Below are 17,614 nucleotides of genomic sequence, written 5' to 3' on the forward strand. Positions count from 1 at the left end.
GGCATGGCGATCCGGCGCGACCGATTCGGGCTGGCCGTGACGACGGACTCTCCCGCCACCGTCGAGGCGATCGACCGCTTCACCAAGGAGGTCCTGAGCCACGGCCGGGAGGCCGGCCTGCTCCTGGCCGCCGCCGAGGCCGATCCCGGCTGCGCCCTGCTCCAGGCCTATTCCGGGGCCTTGTACCTGTTCCTCCAGACCGCGGAGGGCGCGGCGAAGGCCGCCCCCTTCCTGGAGCGCGCCCGCACCCTGGCGCGCGGCGCGTCGGAGCGGGAGCGGCTGACGGTGGCGGCGCTGGACGCCTGGGGGGCGGGTGCGACCGACCGGGCGCTCCACCTGCACCGGACCATCGCCCGGCGCTGGCCGCGCGACCTGCTCAACCTCAAGCTCGCCCAGATCCACCAGCTCAACCGGGGCGACCGGGCGGGCATGCGCGAACTGGCGGAGGCCGCCCTGCCGCACAATTGGCGGACCAGCTACGCCTGGGGCATGCTGGCCTTCGCGCTGGAACAGGCGGGGGCCCTGGACGCCGCCGAGGACGCGGGCCGACGCGCCGTCGCCATGAACCCGGACGACCCCTGGGCCCAGCATGCCGTGGCCCATGTGCTGGAGGCGCGCGGCGATCCCGCCGCCGGGCTGGCCTTCGTCGAGCCGCTGTCCGGCACCTGGGAGCGTTGCTCCAGCTTCATGTATACCCACAACTGGTGGCATAGCGCCCTGTTCCGCCTGGAGCTGGACGAGCAGGCCGCCGCCCTGGCGCTGTTCGACGGGCGGGTCTGGGGCGTGCGCAAGACCCATGTCCAGGACCAGGTCAACGCCGTCTCGCTGCTGTCGCGCCTGGAGCTGCGCGGCGTCGATGTCGGCGGGCGCTGGGCCGACGTGGCTGACCATGTCCGGCCGCGCATCCACGACCGGCAGAACGGCTTCCTCGATCTGCATTACCTCTATGCCCTGGCGCGGGCGGGCGACGGCGAGGCGGTGGCCTGCCTGCTGGCCGGGATGGAAGGGTTCGCCGCGACCGGGCCGGCGTCGTGCCGGTCGGTCTGGCGCGAGGTCGCGGTCCCCGCCGCCCGCGCCCTGGCGGCCCATGCCGCCGGCCGGTTCGCGGAGGCGGCGGCGACCCTGGGGCCGCTGCTGCCCCGGCTGTACCTGCTGGGCGGCAGCACCGCGCAGCAGACCTGGTTCCACCGTCTCCACCACGACGCCCGGCGGCGCGCCGCCGGCGCACCGTTCGTCCGGCCGGGGGCCTGCGCGTGAGGTTCCGCTCGCTCCTCCGCGCCGCCGGCCTGATCGCCGTCGCCTTCGGCGCCGCCGGGTGCGGCGTGCCCGGACCCGCGACCCCGGCGGCGACGATGGAGCCCCTGCGCCGCAGCCTGTCCCTCGGCGGCCTTGCGGAGGGCGAACCGCCGGTCACCGTCAGCTACCTGACGGCGGGCGATCCCGCGGCGGCCCGGCTGATCCTGGTCCACGGCACGCCGGGCGCCGCCGACGGCTGGGCCGACTTCCTGGCCGATCCGCCGCCGGGGCTGGAGGTGGTGGCGCTGGACCGGCTGGGCTTCGGGGAGAGCGGTCCGGAAGGCGCCGTCACCGACCTCGCCGACCAGGCCGACGCCGTCGCGGCGCTGCTGCCGGACGGTAGCCGGCCGGCGATCCTGCTCGGCCATTCCCTGGGTGGACCGATCGCCGCCCTGGCCGCCGCGCGCCATCCGGAGCGGGTGCGGGCCCTGATCCTGCTGGCCGCCTCGCTCGATCCCGGCCTGGAGCGGATCCATCCCTTGCAGCATGTCGGCGCCTGGGCGCCCGTGAGGGCCGTCCTGCCGCGCCCGATCCGCAACGCCAACGCCGAGCTGCTGGCGCTCAAGCCGGAGCTGGAGGCGCTGCGCCCGGAACTGGCGCTGGTCCGCTGCCCGGTGCTGATCGTCCACGGCACCGAGGACGACCTGGTGCCCTTCTCCAACGTCGCCTATGCCGAGGCGCACCTGACCGGCGCCTGCCGGGTCGAGACGGTGATCCTGGACGGCGCCGACCATTTCCTGCCGTGGAACGCCGCCCCGACCGTGCGGGCGGCGATCGCCCGGGCGGAGGGCATGGCATGCTGACGAGCCTGGAAGCCACCCTCGGGGCGCTGGTCGCAGCGTCCGCCGATCCCTGGGTCATCCTGCCGGCGCTGGTCCTGATCACCTTCCTGCTGGAGGACGTGGCGATCGCGGCCGGCGTGGCCCTGGCGCTCGACGGCACGATCGGCTGGCCCGCCGCCTTCCTGGCGGTGGCCGGGGGCATCGCGCTCGGCGACCTCGGCCTCTACGGCACGGGCCGGCTGGCGCTCCGGGTGCCGGCGCTGCGCCGGCGGCTGGAGGATGCCCGGGTCGATCGGGCGCGCGCGGCGCTCGACGGAAGGCTGGGAATCGCCGTCCTGGTCGCCCGCGTGGTGCCGGGCCTGCGGCTCGCCACATACACCGCCGCCGGGCTGCTGGGCGTGTCCTTCCCCCGGTTCGCCGCCCTGGTCGTCGCGGCGGTCGCGGCCTGGACCGCGGGGCTGTTCTGGCTGGCGACCGCCTTGGGGCAGGCGCTCGGCGAGCTGCTGGAACGCACCTTCGGCATCGGGCCCACGGCCGCCGTCGTCCTGGCGCTCCTGCCGCTCGTCCTCCTCGCCCTGGTCCTGCCGCGCGTGATGCGCGGACCGTCCGCGGAAAAACCCGTCAACACCGGGGTGTCCCCATGACCATGCTCGCCGAACCGCCGTCCGCCCTTCCCGTGCCGGCTCCCGAACCGCGCGACCGGCCCTGGCCGGTGCCGCATGCCGGGATGCCGCCCCTGGACACCGCCGGGGACCCGCTCAGCGCCTTCGAGTTCTGGTCGATGCGCCGGTTCTACTGGCCGATCGCGCTCTACGCCCTGTGGCTGATGGTGCGCTACCGGGGCGTCACGCTGCCGACCGCGGCGAACCCGTCCTTTCCCGGCGGCGGCCTGGTCGGCGAGTCCAAGTCGGCCATCCTGGACCTCGCCTGCGCGGCGGCGCCCGACCATGTCGCCCCCTTCGTCGCGGTGGACCGGCCCGGCCATCCCGACGACGCTATCGGCGAGGCGCTGGCGGCGGAGGCGGCCATGACCGCCGCCGGCCTGGGCTTCCCCGTGGTCGCCAAGCCGGACCTGGGGTGCCGGGGGGCGGGGGTTCGGCTGGTCCGCGACCCGGGGGAGCTGGCGGCCTATCTGGAGGGGTTCCCGGCCGGGGCGCGGCTGGTCTTCCAGCGCCACGTGGCGTACGAGGCGGAGGCGGGAGTCTTCTATGTCCGCGAGCCCGGCCGGGAGACGGGCCGGATATTGTCGCTGACGCTGAAATACTTCCCCTACGTCCACGGCGACGGACGCTCGACCCTGCGGGAGCTGATCCTGGCCGACCCGCGCGCAGGCCGGGTGCCGCACCTCTACCTGCCGCGCCACGCCGCCCGGCTGGATTGGATACCCGAGGCGGGGGAACCGGTCCGGCTTGCCTTCGCCGGAAGCCACAGCCGGGGCAGCATCTTCCGCGACGGGACCCACCTGGTCACCCCGGCCATGACCGAACGGTTCGACGCCATCGCCCGCGCCATCCCGGAATTCTGGTTCGGCCGGTTCGACGTGCGATTCGCCGACATCGCGCGGCTCCAGGCCGGCGAGGATTTCACCATCCTGGAGGTCAACGGCGCCGGGGCGGAGATGACCCATGTCTGGGACCGCTCCAAGACGCTTCGGCAGGCCAGGCGAGACCTGATGGAGCAGTACCGCCTGCTGTTCGCGATCGGCCGCGCCAACCGGAACCGCGGGCACCGGGGCCAGGGGCTCCGCGAGTTCTGGCGGGCCTGGCGGCGCGAGAAGGCGCTGACGCCGCATTACCCGCCGACCTTGTGATCCCTTGACTTCCATACCGCCCGACCGGAGCCGCCGCGCATGAACCTCGCCGCCATCTTCTCAAGCCTGCTGGCCCGCAAGGTGGCCGCCGGGGTCCTGGCCGCCCTGGTGGCGGTGCAGCTCCTTTTGCTGCTGGTCTTCTATTTCGGCCAGCGCTCCGTCTTCCTCGGCACGATCGCGGAGGAGGGGACCGGCGTCGTCCGGGCGCTGGAGCGGCTGCTGCCCGACGCGGCGGACGCGGCCTCCGCCAAGGCCTCGGCGGAACGGGTGATCCGGAACACCCGGGTGACCGGGCTGACCCTGGTGCGGCCGGACGGGACCGAGCTGGCGCGGGCCGGCGAGACCCCGGCGCTGTCCTATGGCAGGGGTGCCCGCGACCTGCTGAACGCCGAGGAGACCCGGTACGACATCCTCCTGTCCCCCGCCGACCTGGGCGGGCGGATGGGCGCGGTCGCCCGGCTGACCACGGACGGCGGCGACGCTTTCGTCCAGGGCAACGTGCTGCGCCGGTTCCTGTCCGACATGGGCGTCGCCCTGGTCGGCGCGCTGGCCACCCTGGTGGTCCTGTCGAGCCTGGTGCTCGCCCCGCTGTCGCGCATCCGGAGGGCGCTCCAGTCCGGGACCGGCGACCTGCCGGCCGAGCGGCGCGACGATATCGGCGACGTCGCCCGCGCCCTGGCGGCATCGCGCGCCCAGGCCGACGAAGTCGAGCGGCTGCGCGCCGAGCGGCAGCGGGCCGAGCACGACGCCGAGCAGGACCGGCGCGCCCGGCTGGGCCGCCTCGCCGACGAGGTGGAGGGCGGCGTCCGCGAGGTGCTGGCCCGGCTGGAAGCGGATTCCGCCCGCCTCGCCGAGGTCTCCGGCGTCATGGTCGGCGCCTCGCGCGATACCGGCGACCGCGCCGGGGCCGTCCGCACGGCATCGGAGGACGCCGCCGTCAATGTCGAGACCGTCGCCGCCGCGGCAGAGGAGCTGACCGCCGCCATCCACGAGATCGCCCGGCAGGTGGTGACCAGCTCGGAGATCGCCAAGCACGCCAACGCGGAGGCGAAGCGGACCGATGCAACGGTGCGCGGCCTCCAGGAGGCGGCGTCGCGGATCGGCGAGGTGGTCCGGCTGATCCAGGAGATCGCCGAGCAGACCAACCTGCTGGCGCTCAACGCCACGATCGAGGCGGCCCGGGCGGGGGAGGCCGGCAAGGGCTTCGCGGTGGTCGCCGGCGAGGTGAAGAACCTGGCCGGCCAGACCGCCCGCGCCACCGAGGACATCGCCGCACAGGTCGCCGGGATCCGCGCCGCCAGCGAGGCGGCGGCCGGCGCCATCGGCGGGATTTCCCTGACGGTGACCCGGATCGACGAGATTTCCGCCGGCATCGCCGCCTCCGTCGAGGAGCAGGGCGCCGCCACCGCCGAGATCGCCCGCAACGTCGCCCAGGCCGCGTCTTCCACCCGCGGCGTCACGTCGGACGCGCTCGGCATGGCCGAGGCCGCCGGCGAGACCAGCCGCGCCGCCGGCGACGTGCGGGTGGTCGGCGAACGTCTGGCCGGCGGAACGTCGGAACTGCGGGCGGCGGTGTCGCGGCTGGTCCGGCAGATCCGGGAGGGGTAATTCAGGTTTTTGCCACAGATTACGGCGATGGACAAAGATGCGGACTTGGTCATCTGAGGATATCGCCGTCATCTGTGGCCGATTTCATTGATTCCATGCCGGCTTCGAACGAGGCAGGTCGGGCACGTCTCTACTCCGCCGCCTCCTCGGTGATCCCGGCCATCATCAAGCCCAGCCGGCGCTCGGTCGCCTGGCCGGCCGGGATCTCGCCGACCAGGTGGCCGTCGAACATCACCAGGATGCGGTCGCTCAGCGCCAGGATCTCGTCCAGCTCGACCGAGACCAGAAGGATCGCCTTGCCGGCGTCGCGCAGCTCGACCAGCCGCCGGTGGATGAACTCGATCGCGCCGATATCGACGCCGCGGGTCGGCTGGCCGACCAGCAGAACGTCGGGGTTCCGCTCGATCTCGCGGGCCAGCACGATCTTCTGCTGGTTGCCGCCGGAGAAGTTGGCCGCGCGCAGGCCCGGCAGGGGCGGGCGCACGTCGTAGCTCTTCATCTCGGCCTGGCAGCGGCCGAGCATGGCGCCCCGGTCCATCAGGATGCGGCCGTTGTAGCGCGGGTCGTCATGATAGCCCAGGACCGCGCATTCCGAGGCCGAGAAGGACGTCACCAGCCCGACCTTCTGCCGGTCCTCCGGCACGTGGGCGACGCCGGCCCGGCGCAGGCCGCGGGCGGTGAACATCGCCTTGTCGCTGATCTTCTCGCCGTGCAGCCGGACCGTGCCCTCGGCCAGGGGATGGATGCCGGCCAGCGCTTCCAGCAGTTCCGACTGGCCGTTGCCCGAGACGCCGGCGATGCCGACGATCTCGCCGGCCCGGACCGACAGGCTGACGCCCTTGACCCGGGCGACGCCGGAGCGGTCCACCACCGTCAGGCCGCGCACGTCGAGCACGACCGGGCCGGGCTCCGCCGGCTTCTTGTCGACCCGGAGCAGCACCTTGCGGCCGACCATCAGCTCGGCCAGCTGGTCGCGGCCGGTCTCCGCCGTCCTGACGTTGGCGACCACCTCGCCCCGGCGCATCACGGTGACCGCGTCGGTCAGCTCCATGATCTCGCGCAGCTTGTGGGTGATGATGATGATCGTCTTGCCCTGGTCGCGCAGCGCGCGGAGGATGCAGAACAGGTGGTCCGCCTCCTGCGGGGTCAGCACGCCGGTCGGCTCGTCCAGGATCAGCAGGTCGGCGCCGCGGTACAGCGCCTTAAGGATCTCCACCCGCTGCTGGAGCCCGACGGGAAGGTCGCCGACCACGGCGTCCACGTCCACTTCCAGCGCGTATTCCCGCTCCAGCCGCTCGAGTTCCCCGCGGGCGCGGGCCAGGCCGGGGGCCAGGGTGGCGCCGCCCTCCGCGCCGAGCAGGACGTTCTCCACCACGGTGAAGGTATCGACCAGCATGAAATGCTGGTGGACCATGCCGATGCCCGCCGCGATGGCGTCCCGGGGGGTGCGGATGTCGGCCGGCTTGCCGTTGACCAGCACGGTGCCGCCGTCGGCGCGCAGATAGCCGTAGACGATGCTCATGATCGTCGACTTGCCGGCGCCGTTCTCCCCGATCACGCCGTGGATGCTGCCCCGGCGGACGGCCAGGGACACGTTCCTGTTGGCGTGGTTGGCGCCGAACCACTTGTCGATGCCGACCAGTTCGAGGGCCGGCGGCCCGGGATCGGGAGGCGGGCCGCCGCCGAGCCTGCCCTGCACGATGCCGTCGCCGGCCCGGTTTCCGGTCATGCCGCTCGCCCCGTCCTGATGCCCGCTGGTCTTCACTGCTTGTACGGCTGGACCTGAAGCTCGCCGGCGATGATCCGGTCCTTCGCGGCATCGACCTCCCGCTTCATCTCCTCGGTGACGAGCGCCCGGTTGTGCTCGTCCACGGCGTAGCCGACGCCGTCCTCCTTCAGGCCCAGGACCCGCGAGCCCGGGGTCCAGGTGCCTTCCTTCGCCGACTTCATGCAGTCATGGACGGCGACGTCCACCCGCTTGATCATCGACGTCAGGACGGAACCGGGATGCAGGTGGTTCTGATTGCTGTCCACGCCGATCGACAGCTTCCTGTTGTCGGCCACCGCCTGGAGGACGCCCAGCCCGGTCCCGCCGGCGGCGGCGTAGATCACGTCGGCGCCGCGGTCCATCTGGCTCCTGGCCAGTTCGCCGCCGCGGGTCGGGTCGCGCCAGGCGGCCGGCGTGGTGCCGGTCATGTTCTGGAAGACCTCCGCCTGCGGGTTGGCGTGCTTGACGCCCTGCTGGTAGCCGGTCGCGAAGTTGCGGATCAGCGGGATGTCCATGCCGCCGACGAAGCCCACCTTGCCGGTCTGCGACGCCATCGCCGCCATCATGCCGACCAGGAAGGATCCCTCATGCTCCTTGAAGGTGATGGACTGGACGTTGGGCGCCTCGACCACGCTGTCGATGATGCAGAACTTGGTGTCGGGAAATTCCTGCGCGACCTTGCCCATGGCGCTCGCCTGGGCGAACCCGACGCCGACCACCACGTCGGCGCCGCGCCGGGCCATGTTGCGCAGCGCCTGCTCGCGCTGGGCCTCCTGCGTCACCTCGAACTCGCGGTACGCGATGCCGCTTTCCTTCTTGAACCGCTCGGCGCCGGCATAGGCCGCCTCGTTGAAGGACTTGTCGAACTTGCCGCCCATGTCGAAGACGATGGCGGGCTGGAAATCCTGGGCATGGGCCGATCCCGGCGCCAGGCCGCCCGCGAGGGCCGATACGGCGCAGGCCGTGATGGACAAGGCGGCAAAAAATCTCTTCATCGTTTCCCATCCGCTCCCTGGATCTATCGGCCCCGAATCATCGGGTTGCTTCCAAACATAGCGCCCGGTTCGCTTTGATTACAGGGGGATAATGACGGAAGGAAGGCCGGCGCTCGATCCGCGAACGCTTTGACCCCAACCCTTATCCGATCCTTCATCGGATCGTCACATCCACGCACTAGACTTGTTATTCTATTTGTCGCGTCCGCGTTCCGCCCGGAGTCACCACCGAGGAGCAGCCGTTCCATGCCAGCGCATCCCGCCGAGTCCGTGCCCGCCGACCTCCATGCCGCCGACCCGCTCGCCGCCGACCCGCTCGCCATGGACAACGAATATACCCTGCTGGAGGAGATCGCGAACGCGGTGACCCACGGCATCGGAGCCCTGCTCTCCGTGGGGGCGCTGGCGGCCCTGGTGGCGCTCGCCGTGGTGGACGACGACGTCTGGGTCCTGGTCAGCCTGACCATCTACGGGGCGACCCTGGTGCTGCTGTACCTCGCCTCCACCCTCTACCACGCGGTCCGCCACGCGCGGGCCAAGCTGGTGTTCAAGACCTGCGACCATGCCGCCATCTTCCTGCTGATCGCCGGCACCTACACGCCCTATTGCCTGCTGGTCATGGGCGGCGCCTGGGGATGGACCCTGTTCGCCGTCATGTGGAGCATCGCGGCCTTCGGCGTCGTGTTCAAGATCCTGCACGTCAACCGCTACGCCCGCCTGTCGCTGATGCTGTACCTGGGCATGGGCTGGCTGGGCGTGTTCGCCATAGGCCCGATCATCGCGAACATGGCGACGGAAGGCGTGATCCTGCTGGCGGTCGGGGGGCTGGCCTATACCGCCGGGGTGGCCTTCTTCCTGTGGGAGAGCATGCCGTTCAACCACGCGGTCTGGCACCTGTTCGTGCTGGCCGGCAGCACCTGCCATTTCCTGTCGATCTATTACTACGTGGCGCAGGGAGCGGTTTCCGCCTGACAAGCCTTCCGGGCGGATAAGGGAACCGGCCGGTCCGACCCGGGTTGTACCTCCCGCAAGCAGGAGGGGGCATGACCAGGAAGATAACTGCCGGCGCCATGGAACCGATCCGGTCTCGCCGTCCATGACCGGATGCAACGAGCGCTTCGCGCTCGCCGCCGGCCTGCTGGTCGCGGCGCTCGGGGCGACCGTGCTGTTCGGCTGGGCCTTCGGCATCGAGACCCTGAAGAGCCTGGCGCCCCACGACGCCAAGATGCAGCCGCTGACGGCCCTGGGCCTCCTGGTCGGCGGCACGGGGCTGGCCGCGCTGTCGGCCGGCTTCGGGAACGCCGCGCGGGCCGGCGGCGCGTTCGTGCTTCTGTCGGGGATCCAATCCCTGGTCCAGGACGCCTTCGGGTTCGATTTCGGTACCGACCGGCTCCTGTTCCCGCGGGAGATCGAGACGGTGGCCATGGCCTATCCCGGCCGCATGGCTCCTGCGTCGGCCGTCGGCTTCGTCCTTCTGGGTTGCTGCCTGATCCAGAAATGCCGGAGCCGCAACGGCGGGTCCGCGGTCGGCCTGCTCGGCCTGATGCTCGTCTCCGTGCCCCTGCTGGGCTATCTCTACAGCGAGAACAATCTCTATGCATTAGGCCCGTACCTGACGATGGCGGTCCATACGGCGGGCGGCTTCGCCGTCCTGTTCGCCGCCCTGCTGGCCCTGTGCCCGCCCGACTGGCTGCTGAGCCTGGGCGGCCGGGGACCGGGCGGGACGACGGCGCGCCGCCTGATCCCCGCCATCGTCGGGGTGCCGGTCGCGGCCGGCTGGCTCGCGCTGGAGGCGGCCGACGCCGGCCTGTTCCCCGAGCGCCTGGCGACGGCGCTGGTTGTTCTCGCGACCACGGTCATGCTGACGCTGGTCGTGATCCGCTTCGCCGCCCACCTCGACCGGAGCGACGCCGCGCGGCGGGAGGATTACGAGAAATTGCGCCTCGCGATCGAAGGCGCCAGCCTGGGCACCTGGGAGGTCGACCTGGCAACCGGCGTGGCGCGCGGGTCGGACCGGTTCGCCGCGATGTGCGGCCTCGACGGGCGGCTTGACGGCGGCGCCCTGGAGGATTGGCTGGAGAACCTCCATCCCGGCGACCGGGACCGCGTCCTCGCCAGCCTCCGGAACGCCACCCGGGAACCCTCCCGGCGCTTCCGGGGCGAATACCGCGTCGCCCAGCCCGACGGCGACTGGTGCTGGATCTCCAGCGAGGGCCGCGTCCTGTGCGACGCGGCGGGGCAGCCCTGCCGGGCTCTCGGCATCACCCAGGACATCACCGAAGCCAAGCACTGGGAGCAGCGCCAGGAACTGCTGCTGCGCGAGGTCAACCACAGGGTCAAGAACTCGCTCCAGCTGGTGAATTCCCTGCTCGGCATGCAGGGCCGGCAATTCGCCGACCCCGAGACGCGGCGGCGGTTCGAGGAGGCCGCCGGACGGGTCCGCGCCATCTCCCACCTGCACGAGCGGCTGTACCGCGGCACCGACGTGGAGCGGGTCGATTTCGACGTCTATCTCCGCGCGCTGTGCGACGACCTCGGCGCCACGGCACCCGAGTTCGCCATCCGGGTCGAAGCCGATCCCGTGCTGCTGCCGACCGACGGCGCCGTGCCCCTGGGTTTGATCGTCACGGAACTGGTGACCAACGCGATCAAGCATTCGAACCCGTCCGAGGGACGGCGGCTGATCGAAGTGCGGTTCGGCGCGCTGCCCGGCGGCGACCTGGAACTGGCCGTGCGCGACCATGGCGCCGGCCTGCCGCCGGGCTTCACCCCCGACCAGACCGGCGGCAGCCTGGGCATGCGGGTGATCAAGGGGCTGTCGCTCCAGCTCCAGGCCAGCCTGCGGACGGAGGATGCCCGGCCCGGCGCCCGCTGGATCCTGCGCATCCCTCCGCTCTCCCGGCCGGCGCCGCGGGAGGTTCCCGCCGAGGTCATGCGCGGCCGGTAACGCTGCGTTGCGGCGATCCTCCCTGGGAGAACCGCTCCGCCTGACATACTGTTTTGTCAACGAACAATATGCGCCGGGAGGAGAGTCAGCGACGCGCCCTCCAACCGCCCTTCCGGGCCTTCTCCCGAGCGAACCCCATGCCCCTCCCGCTTCTAGCATTGGCCGTCGCCTCGTTCGGCATCGGCACCACCGAATTCGTGATCATGGGCCTGCTGCCCGAGGTGGCGGCGGACCTCGGCGTCAGCATTCCCAACGCGGGCATGCTGGTGTCGGGCTATGCCCTCGGCGTCGTCGTCGGCGCGCCGATCCTCGCGGTCCTGACCTCCAGGCTGCGGCGCAAGACGGCCCTGGTCGCCCTGATGGGCCTGTTCGTCGTCGGCAACGTGCTGTGCGCGGTGGCGCCCGGCTACGGGACGCTGATGGCGGCCAGGATCGTCACCGCCTTCTGCCACGGCACCTTCTTCGGCATCGGGTCGGTGGTGGCCGCCAACCTGGTTCCGCCCGGCCAGCGGGCCCGCGCGATCGCGCTGATGTTCGCGGGGCTGACGCTGGCCAACGTGCTGGGCGTGCCGCTCGGCACGGCGCTCGGCCAGTGGGCTGGCTGGCGCTCGACCTTCTGGGGCGTGGTGGCGATCAGCGTCCTGGCCGAACTGGCGATCGTCCTCTGGGTGCCCCGCGGCGGACGGGAGGAGCCGTCGAACCTCCTGGGCGAGTTCCGGGTGGTCCGCCGTCCCCAGGTGCTGCTCGCCATGGGCATCAGCGTGCTGGCGTCGGCCAGCCTGTTCAGCGTCTTCACCTACATCACCCCGATCCTGCGGGAGGTGACGGGCGTCTCGCCCCACGGCGTCACCATGGTCCTGCTGCTGTTCGGAGTCGGCCTGACGCTGGGCAACCTGCTGGGCGGAAGGCTGGCGGACTGGAAGCTGATGCCGGCGCTGGTCGGCATCTTCTGCGTCCTGGTGCCGCTGCTGGCGGCGTTCACCGTCACCGGCGCCTGGTTCGTGCCCGCCGTCGCCACGGTCTTCGTCTGGGGGATCGTCGCCTTCGCCCTGGTCGCCCCGCTCCAGATGCGGGTGGTGGACGAGGCGAGCGATGCCCCGAACCTCGCCTCCATCCTCAACCAGGGCGCCTTCAACCTGGGCAACGCCGCCGGCGCCTGGTTCGGCGGCATCGCGATCTCGGCGGGAGTGTCCTATGCCGAAATTCCCTGGGTCGGCGCCGCGCTCGCCTTGCTGGCGCTCGGCACCACCCTGCTGTCCGGCAGCCTGGAGCGCCGGGAGGCCGCGTTGCAGGGCGAGCCGGTCTGATCCTCAGCCCACCGGCAGCCCCCGGTTCCGCAGAAGCGCGTCGGTCTGCGGCTCGCGGCCCCGGAACGCGACGTAGAGCTCCATCGGGTCGCGGGTGTCGCCGGCTTCGTAGATGTCCTTCAGGCGGGCGGCGAGGCGGGGGTCGAACAGGTCGCCCGCCTCCTTGAAGGCGTCGAAGCCGTCGGCGTCCAGCACCTCCGACCACATGTAGGAATAGTAGCCAGCCGCATAGCCGCCGGAGAACAGGTGCTTGAAGTGGGGCAGCCTGTGCATCAGGCCCACTTCCTTCGGCATGCCCAGCCGGTCCAGCACGTCGCGCTCGAAGGCTTCCGGGTCCAGGTTGTCCGGGTTGGCCTGGGAATGGATCTCCATGTCCATCAGCGCCGAGCCGGTATAGGCCACCGTGTCGAAGCCCTGGCCGAACTTGCGGGCCTCCAGCAGGCGGCCCAGCAGCTCCTCCGGGATCGGCTCGCCGGTCTCGTGGTGGACCGCGTAGGCGCGCAGCGTCTCGGGCGCCGACAGCCAGTGCTCGTAGACCTGGGACGGGAACTCCACGAAGTCGCGGCGGACGGAGGTGCCCGACTGCGAGGGGTAGCGCGCCTTGCTCAGCAGGCCGTGCAGCGCGTGGCCGAACTCGTGGAACAGCGTCTCCGCGTCGTTGAAGGTCAGCAGCGACGGCCGGCTCTTCGCGAAGTTGCTGTTGTTGACGATGATCGGCGTGACCTCCTCCACATAGGATTCGGAGTCGCGGTAGCTGCTCATCCAAGCGCCCGACCGCTTGGAGGCCCGGGCGAAATTGTCCTGGATGAACAGGCCGACATGCCGGCCGGTCTCCTTGTCCCTGACCTCGTACAGCCGGGCGTCGGGATGGTAGAGCGGCAGGTCCGTGCGCTCGACGAACGTGATGCCGAACAGCCGGGTCGCCGTGTCGAACGCGGCGCGGACCATGTTCTCCAGCAGGAAATACGGCTTGATCTCGCCGTCGTCCAGGTCGTAGCGGGCCTTCCGCACCCGCTCGGCGTAGAAGCGCCAGTCCCACGCCTCGATGGCGCCGTCGAAGCCGGCCCGCTCCGCTTCCGCCTGGATCAGGCCGCGCTCGGCGATCGCCTGCGCGCGCGCCGGCTCCCACACCTGGTTCAGCAGGGTCATGACCGCCGTCGGCTGCTTCGCCATGGTGTCGTCGAGCTTGTAGTCGGCATATGTCGGATAGCCCAGCAGCCGGGCCTGCTCGGTCCGCAGCGCCACGATCTCGCGGATCAGGTCGCGGTTGTTGGTCTCGCCCGCGTTGGCGCCCCGGCTGGTCCAGGCGCGGTGCGCCTTCTCGCGCAGGTCCCGCCGGGTCGAGAAGGTCAGGAACGGCTCCACCGAGGAGCGCAGCAGGGTGATGACGTATTTGCCCTCCGCCCCGCGCTCGGCCGCGGCCTGGGCCGCCGCCTCCCGCACATAGCCGGGCAGGCCGTCCAGGTCGGCCTCTTCCAGCACCAGCTGCCAGGCCTGCTCGTCGGCCTGGACATGCTGGCCGAACAGCGTCGTCAGGGTCGCCAGCCGCTCGGAGATCTCCGCCATCCGGACCTTGGCCTCCGGCTCCAGGGCGGCGCCGCTCCGCACGAAGCCCAGGTGGCTGCGCTCCAGCAGGCGCATCTGGTCCGGCTCCAGCCCCAGTCCGTCGCGCCGGGCGTAAAGGTCGGCGACCCGCTCGAACAGGGCGGGGTTGAGCGAGATCCGGGCGTTGTACTGCGCCAGCTTCGGGCTGTAGTCGCGGGCGATCGCCTCCAGCTCGCCGTTGGTGTGGCTGGAGTTGAGGTTGAAGAACACCGAGCACACCCGGTTCAGCAGCCGTCCGGCCGCCTCCATGGCCTCGATCGTGTTCGCGAAGGTCGGCGCCTCGGCCGACGCGGCGATGGCGTCGAACTCGGCCAGGCCTTCCTCCATGCCGCGGTCCAGGGCGGCGGGGAAATGCTCGGGCAGGATCCGGTCGAAGGGGGGGAAGCCGAACTCGGCGGTCCACGGCGTGAAGAACGGGTTGTCGGCGGACATCGAGGCCTCGTGATCAACTGAGGCCCCGATGATAGCCGCTTCCCGCATCGACCACAAATCCCGCCCCGCCGGCCGGCGGCACCGGGACTCACGACTTCGGGAAGCCCAGCGCCGGCTCCAGCGCCTCGAAGCTCCGGTTCATCGCGTAGGCGGAGCCGAGCCACAGGGGGATGTGGCCGTAAAGGAACGAGATCTGGCTTTCCGCCGCCTCCTCGCCCAGCCCGGCGATGCCGGCGACATAGAGGGCGGAGACCAGCCCGCTGCGGTCCGCGCCGGACTGGCAATGGATCAGCGCCGGCTTCTCCACGGTCCGGAGCAGCGCCATCAGGTCGCCGAACTGGGCCATGGTCAGCTCCCGGCGCGCGGACATGCGGAAATCCACATGGCCGATGCCGAGCCTGCGCGACGCCTCCACCTCGGCGTCGTACCAGGGGCTGCCGGTATTGTCGCCGCGCAGGTTGATGATGGTCCTGATCCCGTACTCTTCCCGGTACCGGGCGATGCGCTCCGGCGTGGGCTGGGCCGAGCGGTACATCTGGCCGGCCACCACGGGATGGAAATTGTCGCCGAGAAAGACGATCGCCATGTGAAGCGCCGCGATGCCCAGGCTGGCCGACAGAGCGCCCAGCAGCCCGGCCAAGGCCGCCTTGAAGCCCGCCTTCAAGCCCGCCTTGAAGCCCGCCTTGAAGCCCAACGACGACAGCGATGCCGCGAGGCCTGTGAAAAGCTTTTCCATGAGTCTCCCGATGATGCCCCGGGCCGGATCGGGAACGGCGGTTCCCTGCGTCGGCCCCTCCGGCGGTTGCAGGGGACACCATCGGGCTGACAGGAACCTGACGGACGTGTAGGATCGCTCCCGGTGCCGCCCATGCCATGGGCACCGTTTTCCCCCGTCGAAGGCGGATCATGAGGATACTGGTGGTCGAGGATCATCCCGCGCTGCGCGAGATGGTGGCCGGTCATCTGGGCCGGCGCGGCTTCGCGGTGGACGCCGTCGCGACCGCCGACGCGGCGCGCGGCGCGCTGGAGGCGGCGGCCTACGACGCGCTGGTCCTGGATCTCGGCCTGCCGGACGGCGACGGCATGGCGATCCTGCGCGAGGTCCAGTCCCGCCCCGCCGGTCCGGTCCCCACGCTGATCGTGACGGCACGCGACGCCCTGGGCGACAGGGTCGGCGGGCTCGACGGCGGGGCGGACGACTACATCCTCAAGCCCTTCGACCTGATCGAGCTGGAGGCCCGCATCCGGGCCGTCCTGCGCCGGCCGGGATCGCGCCCCTGCACGGTGCTCCGGTGCGGCGGCCTGGAATTCGACACCAGCCGGCGGGAAGCTTCCGTCGCCGGCCGGGTGGTCGAGCTGACCCGCCGCGAATCGGACCTGCTCGACGCCCTTGTCCGCGCGGCCGGGCGGATCGTCATCCGCGACGTGCTGGAGCAGAGCCTCTACGCCCACGACGAGGCGGTGACCCCCAACGCCCTGGAGGCGACCGTCTCCCGGCTGCGCAAGCGCCTTGCGGGGAGCGGCGTCCGTATCGAGTCGCGGCGCGGAATCGGCTACCGGCTCGCCGCGGACGGGGACGCGTCGGCATGACGCCGGCCGCTCCGCCCGGAGCCGTCCCGCCCGCCCACGTCCACAGCCTGCGCCGCCGCCTGACCCTGGCGATGCTGTTCGTCTTCGCGCTGGGCCTTCTCGCCTCCGGCGCCGTGTTCCTCAGCGAGACGCGGGAGACCGCCCGGTCGGTCTATAGCCGCACGCTCCGCCAGCAGGCGCGCGACCTGCTCGACGGCCTGGCGGTCACGGGGGAGGGGGCGACGCTCCGGGTCCCGGCGGCCTGGGCCGACGCCTATGCCCGGCCCGGCTCCGCGTTCGCCTACACCCTGTTCGACCCGGCGGGCCGCCCCCTGGCCCTCTCCCCCGGTCTGGAGGCTCCCCTGCCGCGCCTCGACATACCGCAGGGCGGGAGCTTCAGCGCGCTCGACGTCGTCGGGCCGCAACGGCAGGCCCTCCTGTCGGCCGCGACCCCGCAAGGACTGGTCCTGACGATCGGGCGAATCGACCCCGAGCTGGAAGCGCTGGCCGAAACCCTGATGGAGGAGAACGGCGAGCCCTTCGCGGTGCTGGCATCGTCGGTCGCGGCTGCGCTCGTCCTGGTCTGGTTCGTGGCCGGCTGGAGCCTCCGCCCGCTCGGCCGCGCCGCGCGGGAGGCTGCCGCCATCGTCCCCGGCGCTCCCACGGCCCACCTGTCGCCGGCCGGCCTTCCGGCCGAGATCCAGCCGCTGGTCGGGGCGGTCAACGGCGCCCTCGACCGGCTCGCCGGAGCCTACGAGGCCGAGCGCCGCTTCACCGCCGACGCCGCGCATGAACTTCGCACGCCGTTGGCCGTCCTCAGCGTCCGGCTCCAGCGGGCGGAGATCGACGGCCGCGCCGATTGGGCGGCGATCCGCCGCGACCTGTCCGAATTGACCCGGCTGGTCAACCAACTGCTCGACCTGGCGCGCAAGGAGGCGGCGAGCCGGGCCGAGGACCCCCGGACGCTGGCGCCGGTCGATCTCGGCCGGACGGTCCGCGAAGCCGCCGCCGCGGTCCTGCCGGTGGCCGAGACCGCCGGCAGGGCGATCGAGGTCGATGCGCCGCCTCACGCGGTTCCGGTGCGGGGCCGGGCCGACGACCTGCGCGACGCCGTCCGCAACCTGCTCGACAATGCGCTGGCCCACGGCGGCGGCACCGTCACGGTCCGCCTGACGGCCGAAACGGAGGCGGTCCTCGAAGTGGCGGACGAGGGACCGGGCGTGCCGGCGCACCTGCGCGAGGAGGTTTTCGACCGTTTCCGCAAGGGCCGGGCCGCCAGCCCCGGCGCGGGGCTCGGCCTCGCGATCGTCCGCCATGTCGTCCGCGCCCATGGCGGCGACGCCCGCTTCCTGCCCGTGGACGGCGGCTGCCGGATCGAGGTCCGGCTGCCGCTGGAAGCCGGTTCCTGATCCCTCCGCGTGGGCAGAAGGGCATACGGACGCAGGTAGGGAATGTTTTAGCAAAGGCGCCGCTACGATCCCGCTCCGATCGGAAA

The 17,614-nt window shown here is 71.8% G+C and carries 14 protein-coding genes; 10 read left to right on the plus strand and 4 right to left on the minus strand.

Annotation, left to right across the window (positions count from 1 at the left end; translation table 11 throughout):
• Positions 1-3 precede the first annotated feature (3 nt).
• The 5 genes from IGS68_RS36120 to IGS68_RS02215 are packed head-to-tail and all read left to right on the plus strand — an operon-like array spanning position 4 to position 5,496.
• On the plus strand, positions 4-1,257 hold the full coding sequence (locus tag IGS68_RS36120) for a tetratricopeptide repeat protein (protein WP_201076996.1): 1,254 nt from the start codon (positions 4-6) through the stop codon (positions 1,255-1,257).
• Complete coding sequence (locus IGS68_RS02200; RefSeq protein ID WP_201076998.1) at positions 1,254-2,099, plus strand: alpha/beta fold hydrolase; 846 nt, start codon at positions 1,254-1,256, stop codon at positions 2,097-2,099. Before IGS68_RS36120 ends, IGS68_RS02200 begins: the two co-directional genes overlap by 4 nt.
• Positions 2,093-2,722: a DedA family protein gene (locus IGS68_RS02205; protein ID WP_201077000.1), complete on the plus strand. Its 630-nt coding sequence runs from the start codon at positions 2,093-2,095 to the stop codon at positions 2,720-2,722. Before IGS68_RS02200 ends, IGS68_RS02205 begins: the two co-directional genes overlap by 7 nt.
• Entirely contained in the window at positions 2,719-3,888 is a 1,170-nt protein-coding gene (locus tag IGS68_RS02210; protein WP_247881134.1) for a D-alanine--D-alanine ligase, read from the plus strand. Before IGS68_RS02205 ends, IGS68_RS02210 begins: the two co-directional genes overlap by 4 nt.
• 39 nt (positions 3,889-3,927) lie before the next feature.
• Positions 3,928-5,496, plus strand: a complete 1,569-nt coding sequence (locus IGS68_RS02215; protein WP_201077006.1) for a methyl-accepting chemotaxis protein — start codon at positions 3,928-3,930, stop codon at positions 5,494-5,496.
• 130 nt (positions 5,497-5,626) lie between these two features.
• On the opposite strand, the gene IGS68_RS02220 is transcribed toward IGS68_RS02215, so the two are convergent.
• Together IGS68_RS02220 and IGS68_RS02225 are read right to left on the minus strand one after the other, a co-directional pair.
• On the minus strand, positions 5,627-7,225 hold the full coding sequence (locus IGS68_RS02220) for an ABC transporter ATP-binding protein (RefSeq protein WP_201077007.1): 1,599 nt from the start codon (positions 7,223-7,225) through the stop codon (positions 5,627-5,629).
• 32 nt (positions 7,226-7,257) lie between these two features.
• Positions 7,258-8,259, minus strand: a complete 1,002-nt coding sequence (locus IGS68_RS02225) for a BMP family lipoprotein (protein WP_201077008.1) — start codon at positions 8,257-8,259, stop codon at positions 7,258-7,260.
• Positions 8,260-8,505: 246 nt separating this feature from the next.
• Between IGS68_RS02225 and trhA the strand changes: the two genes are divergently transcribed.
• From trhA to IGS68_RS02240, 3 genes are all read left to right on the plus strand, one after another.
• On the plus strand, positions 8,506-9,231 hold the full coding sequence (gene trhA, locus IGS68_RS02230; RefSeq protein WP_201077012.1) for a PAQR family membrane homeostasis protein TrhA: 726 nt from the start codon (positions 8,506-8,508) through the stop codon (positions 9,229-9,231).
• Positions 9,232-9,355: 124 nt separating this feature from the next.
• Positions 9,356-11,206: a sensor histidine kinase gene (locus IGS68_RS02235; RefSeq protein WP_201077013.1), complete on the plus strand. Its 1,851-nt coding sequence runs from the start codon at positions 9,356-9,358 to the stop codon at positions 11,204-11,206.
• Between the two features lie 137 nt (positions 11,207-11,343).
• Positions 11,344-12,513, plus strand: a complete 1,170-nt coding sequence (locus tag IGS68_RS02240) for an MFS transporter (protein WP_201077014.1) — start codon at positions 11,344-11,346, stop codon at positions 12,511-12,513.
• Between the two features lie 3 nt (positions 12,514-12,516).
• Here IGS68_RS02240 and IGS68_RS02245 read toward each other — a convergent pair whose 3' ends face one another.
• Complete coding sequence (locus IGS68_RS02245; protein ID WP_201077015.1) at positions 12,517-14,550, minus strand: M3 family metallopeptidase; 2,034 nt, start codon at positions 14,548-14,550, stop codon at positions 12,517-12,519.
• Between the two features lie 88 nt (positions 14,551-14,638).
• A complete protein-coding gene (locus IGS68_RS02250; RefSeq protein WP_247881135.1) occupies positions 14,639-15,286 on the minus strand; it encodes a tyrosine-protein phosphatase in 648 nt (215 codons plus the stop codon).
• Positions 15,287-15,456: 170 nt separating this feature from the next.
• Between IGS68_RS02250 and IGS68_RS02255 the strand changes: the two genes are divergently transcribed.
• Together IGS68_RS02255 and IGS68_RS02260 are read left to right on the plus strand one after the other, a co-directional pair.
• Complete coding sequence (locus tag IGS68_RS02255; RefSeq protein ID WP_201077016.1) at positions 15,457-16,140, plus strand: response regulator transcription factor; 684 nt, start codon at positions 15,457-15,459, stop codon at positions 16,138-16,140.
• The gene (locus IGS68_RS02260) at positions 16,137-17,528 is read left to right on the plus strand and encodes a sensor histidine kinase (RefSeq protein ID WP_201077018.1); all 1,392 of its coding nucleotides are present in this window, start codon (positions 16,137-16,139) and stop codon (positions 17,526-17,528) included. The genes IGS68_RS02255 and IGS68_RS02260 overlap by 4 nt, the downstream gene beginning before the upstream one ends.
• Positions 17,529-17,614: the final 86 nt, after the last annotated feature.

The organism is Skermanella sp. TT6, assembly GCF_016653635.2.
GTDB lineage: Bacteria > Pseudomonadota > Alphaproteobacteria > Azospirillales > Azospirillaceae > Skermanella > Skermanella cutis.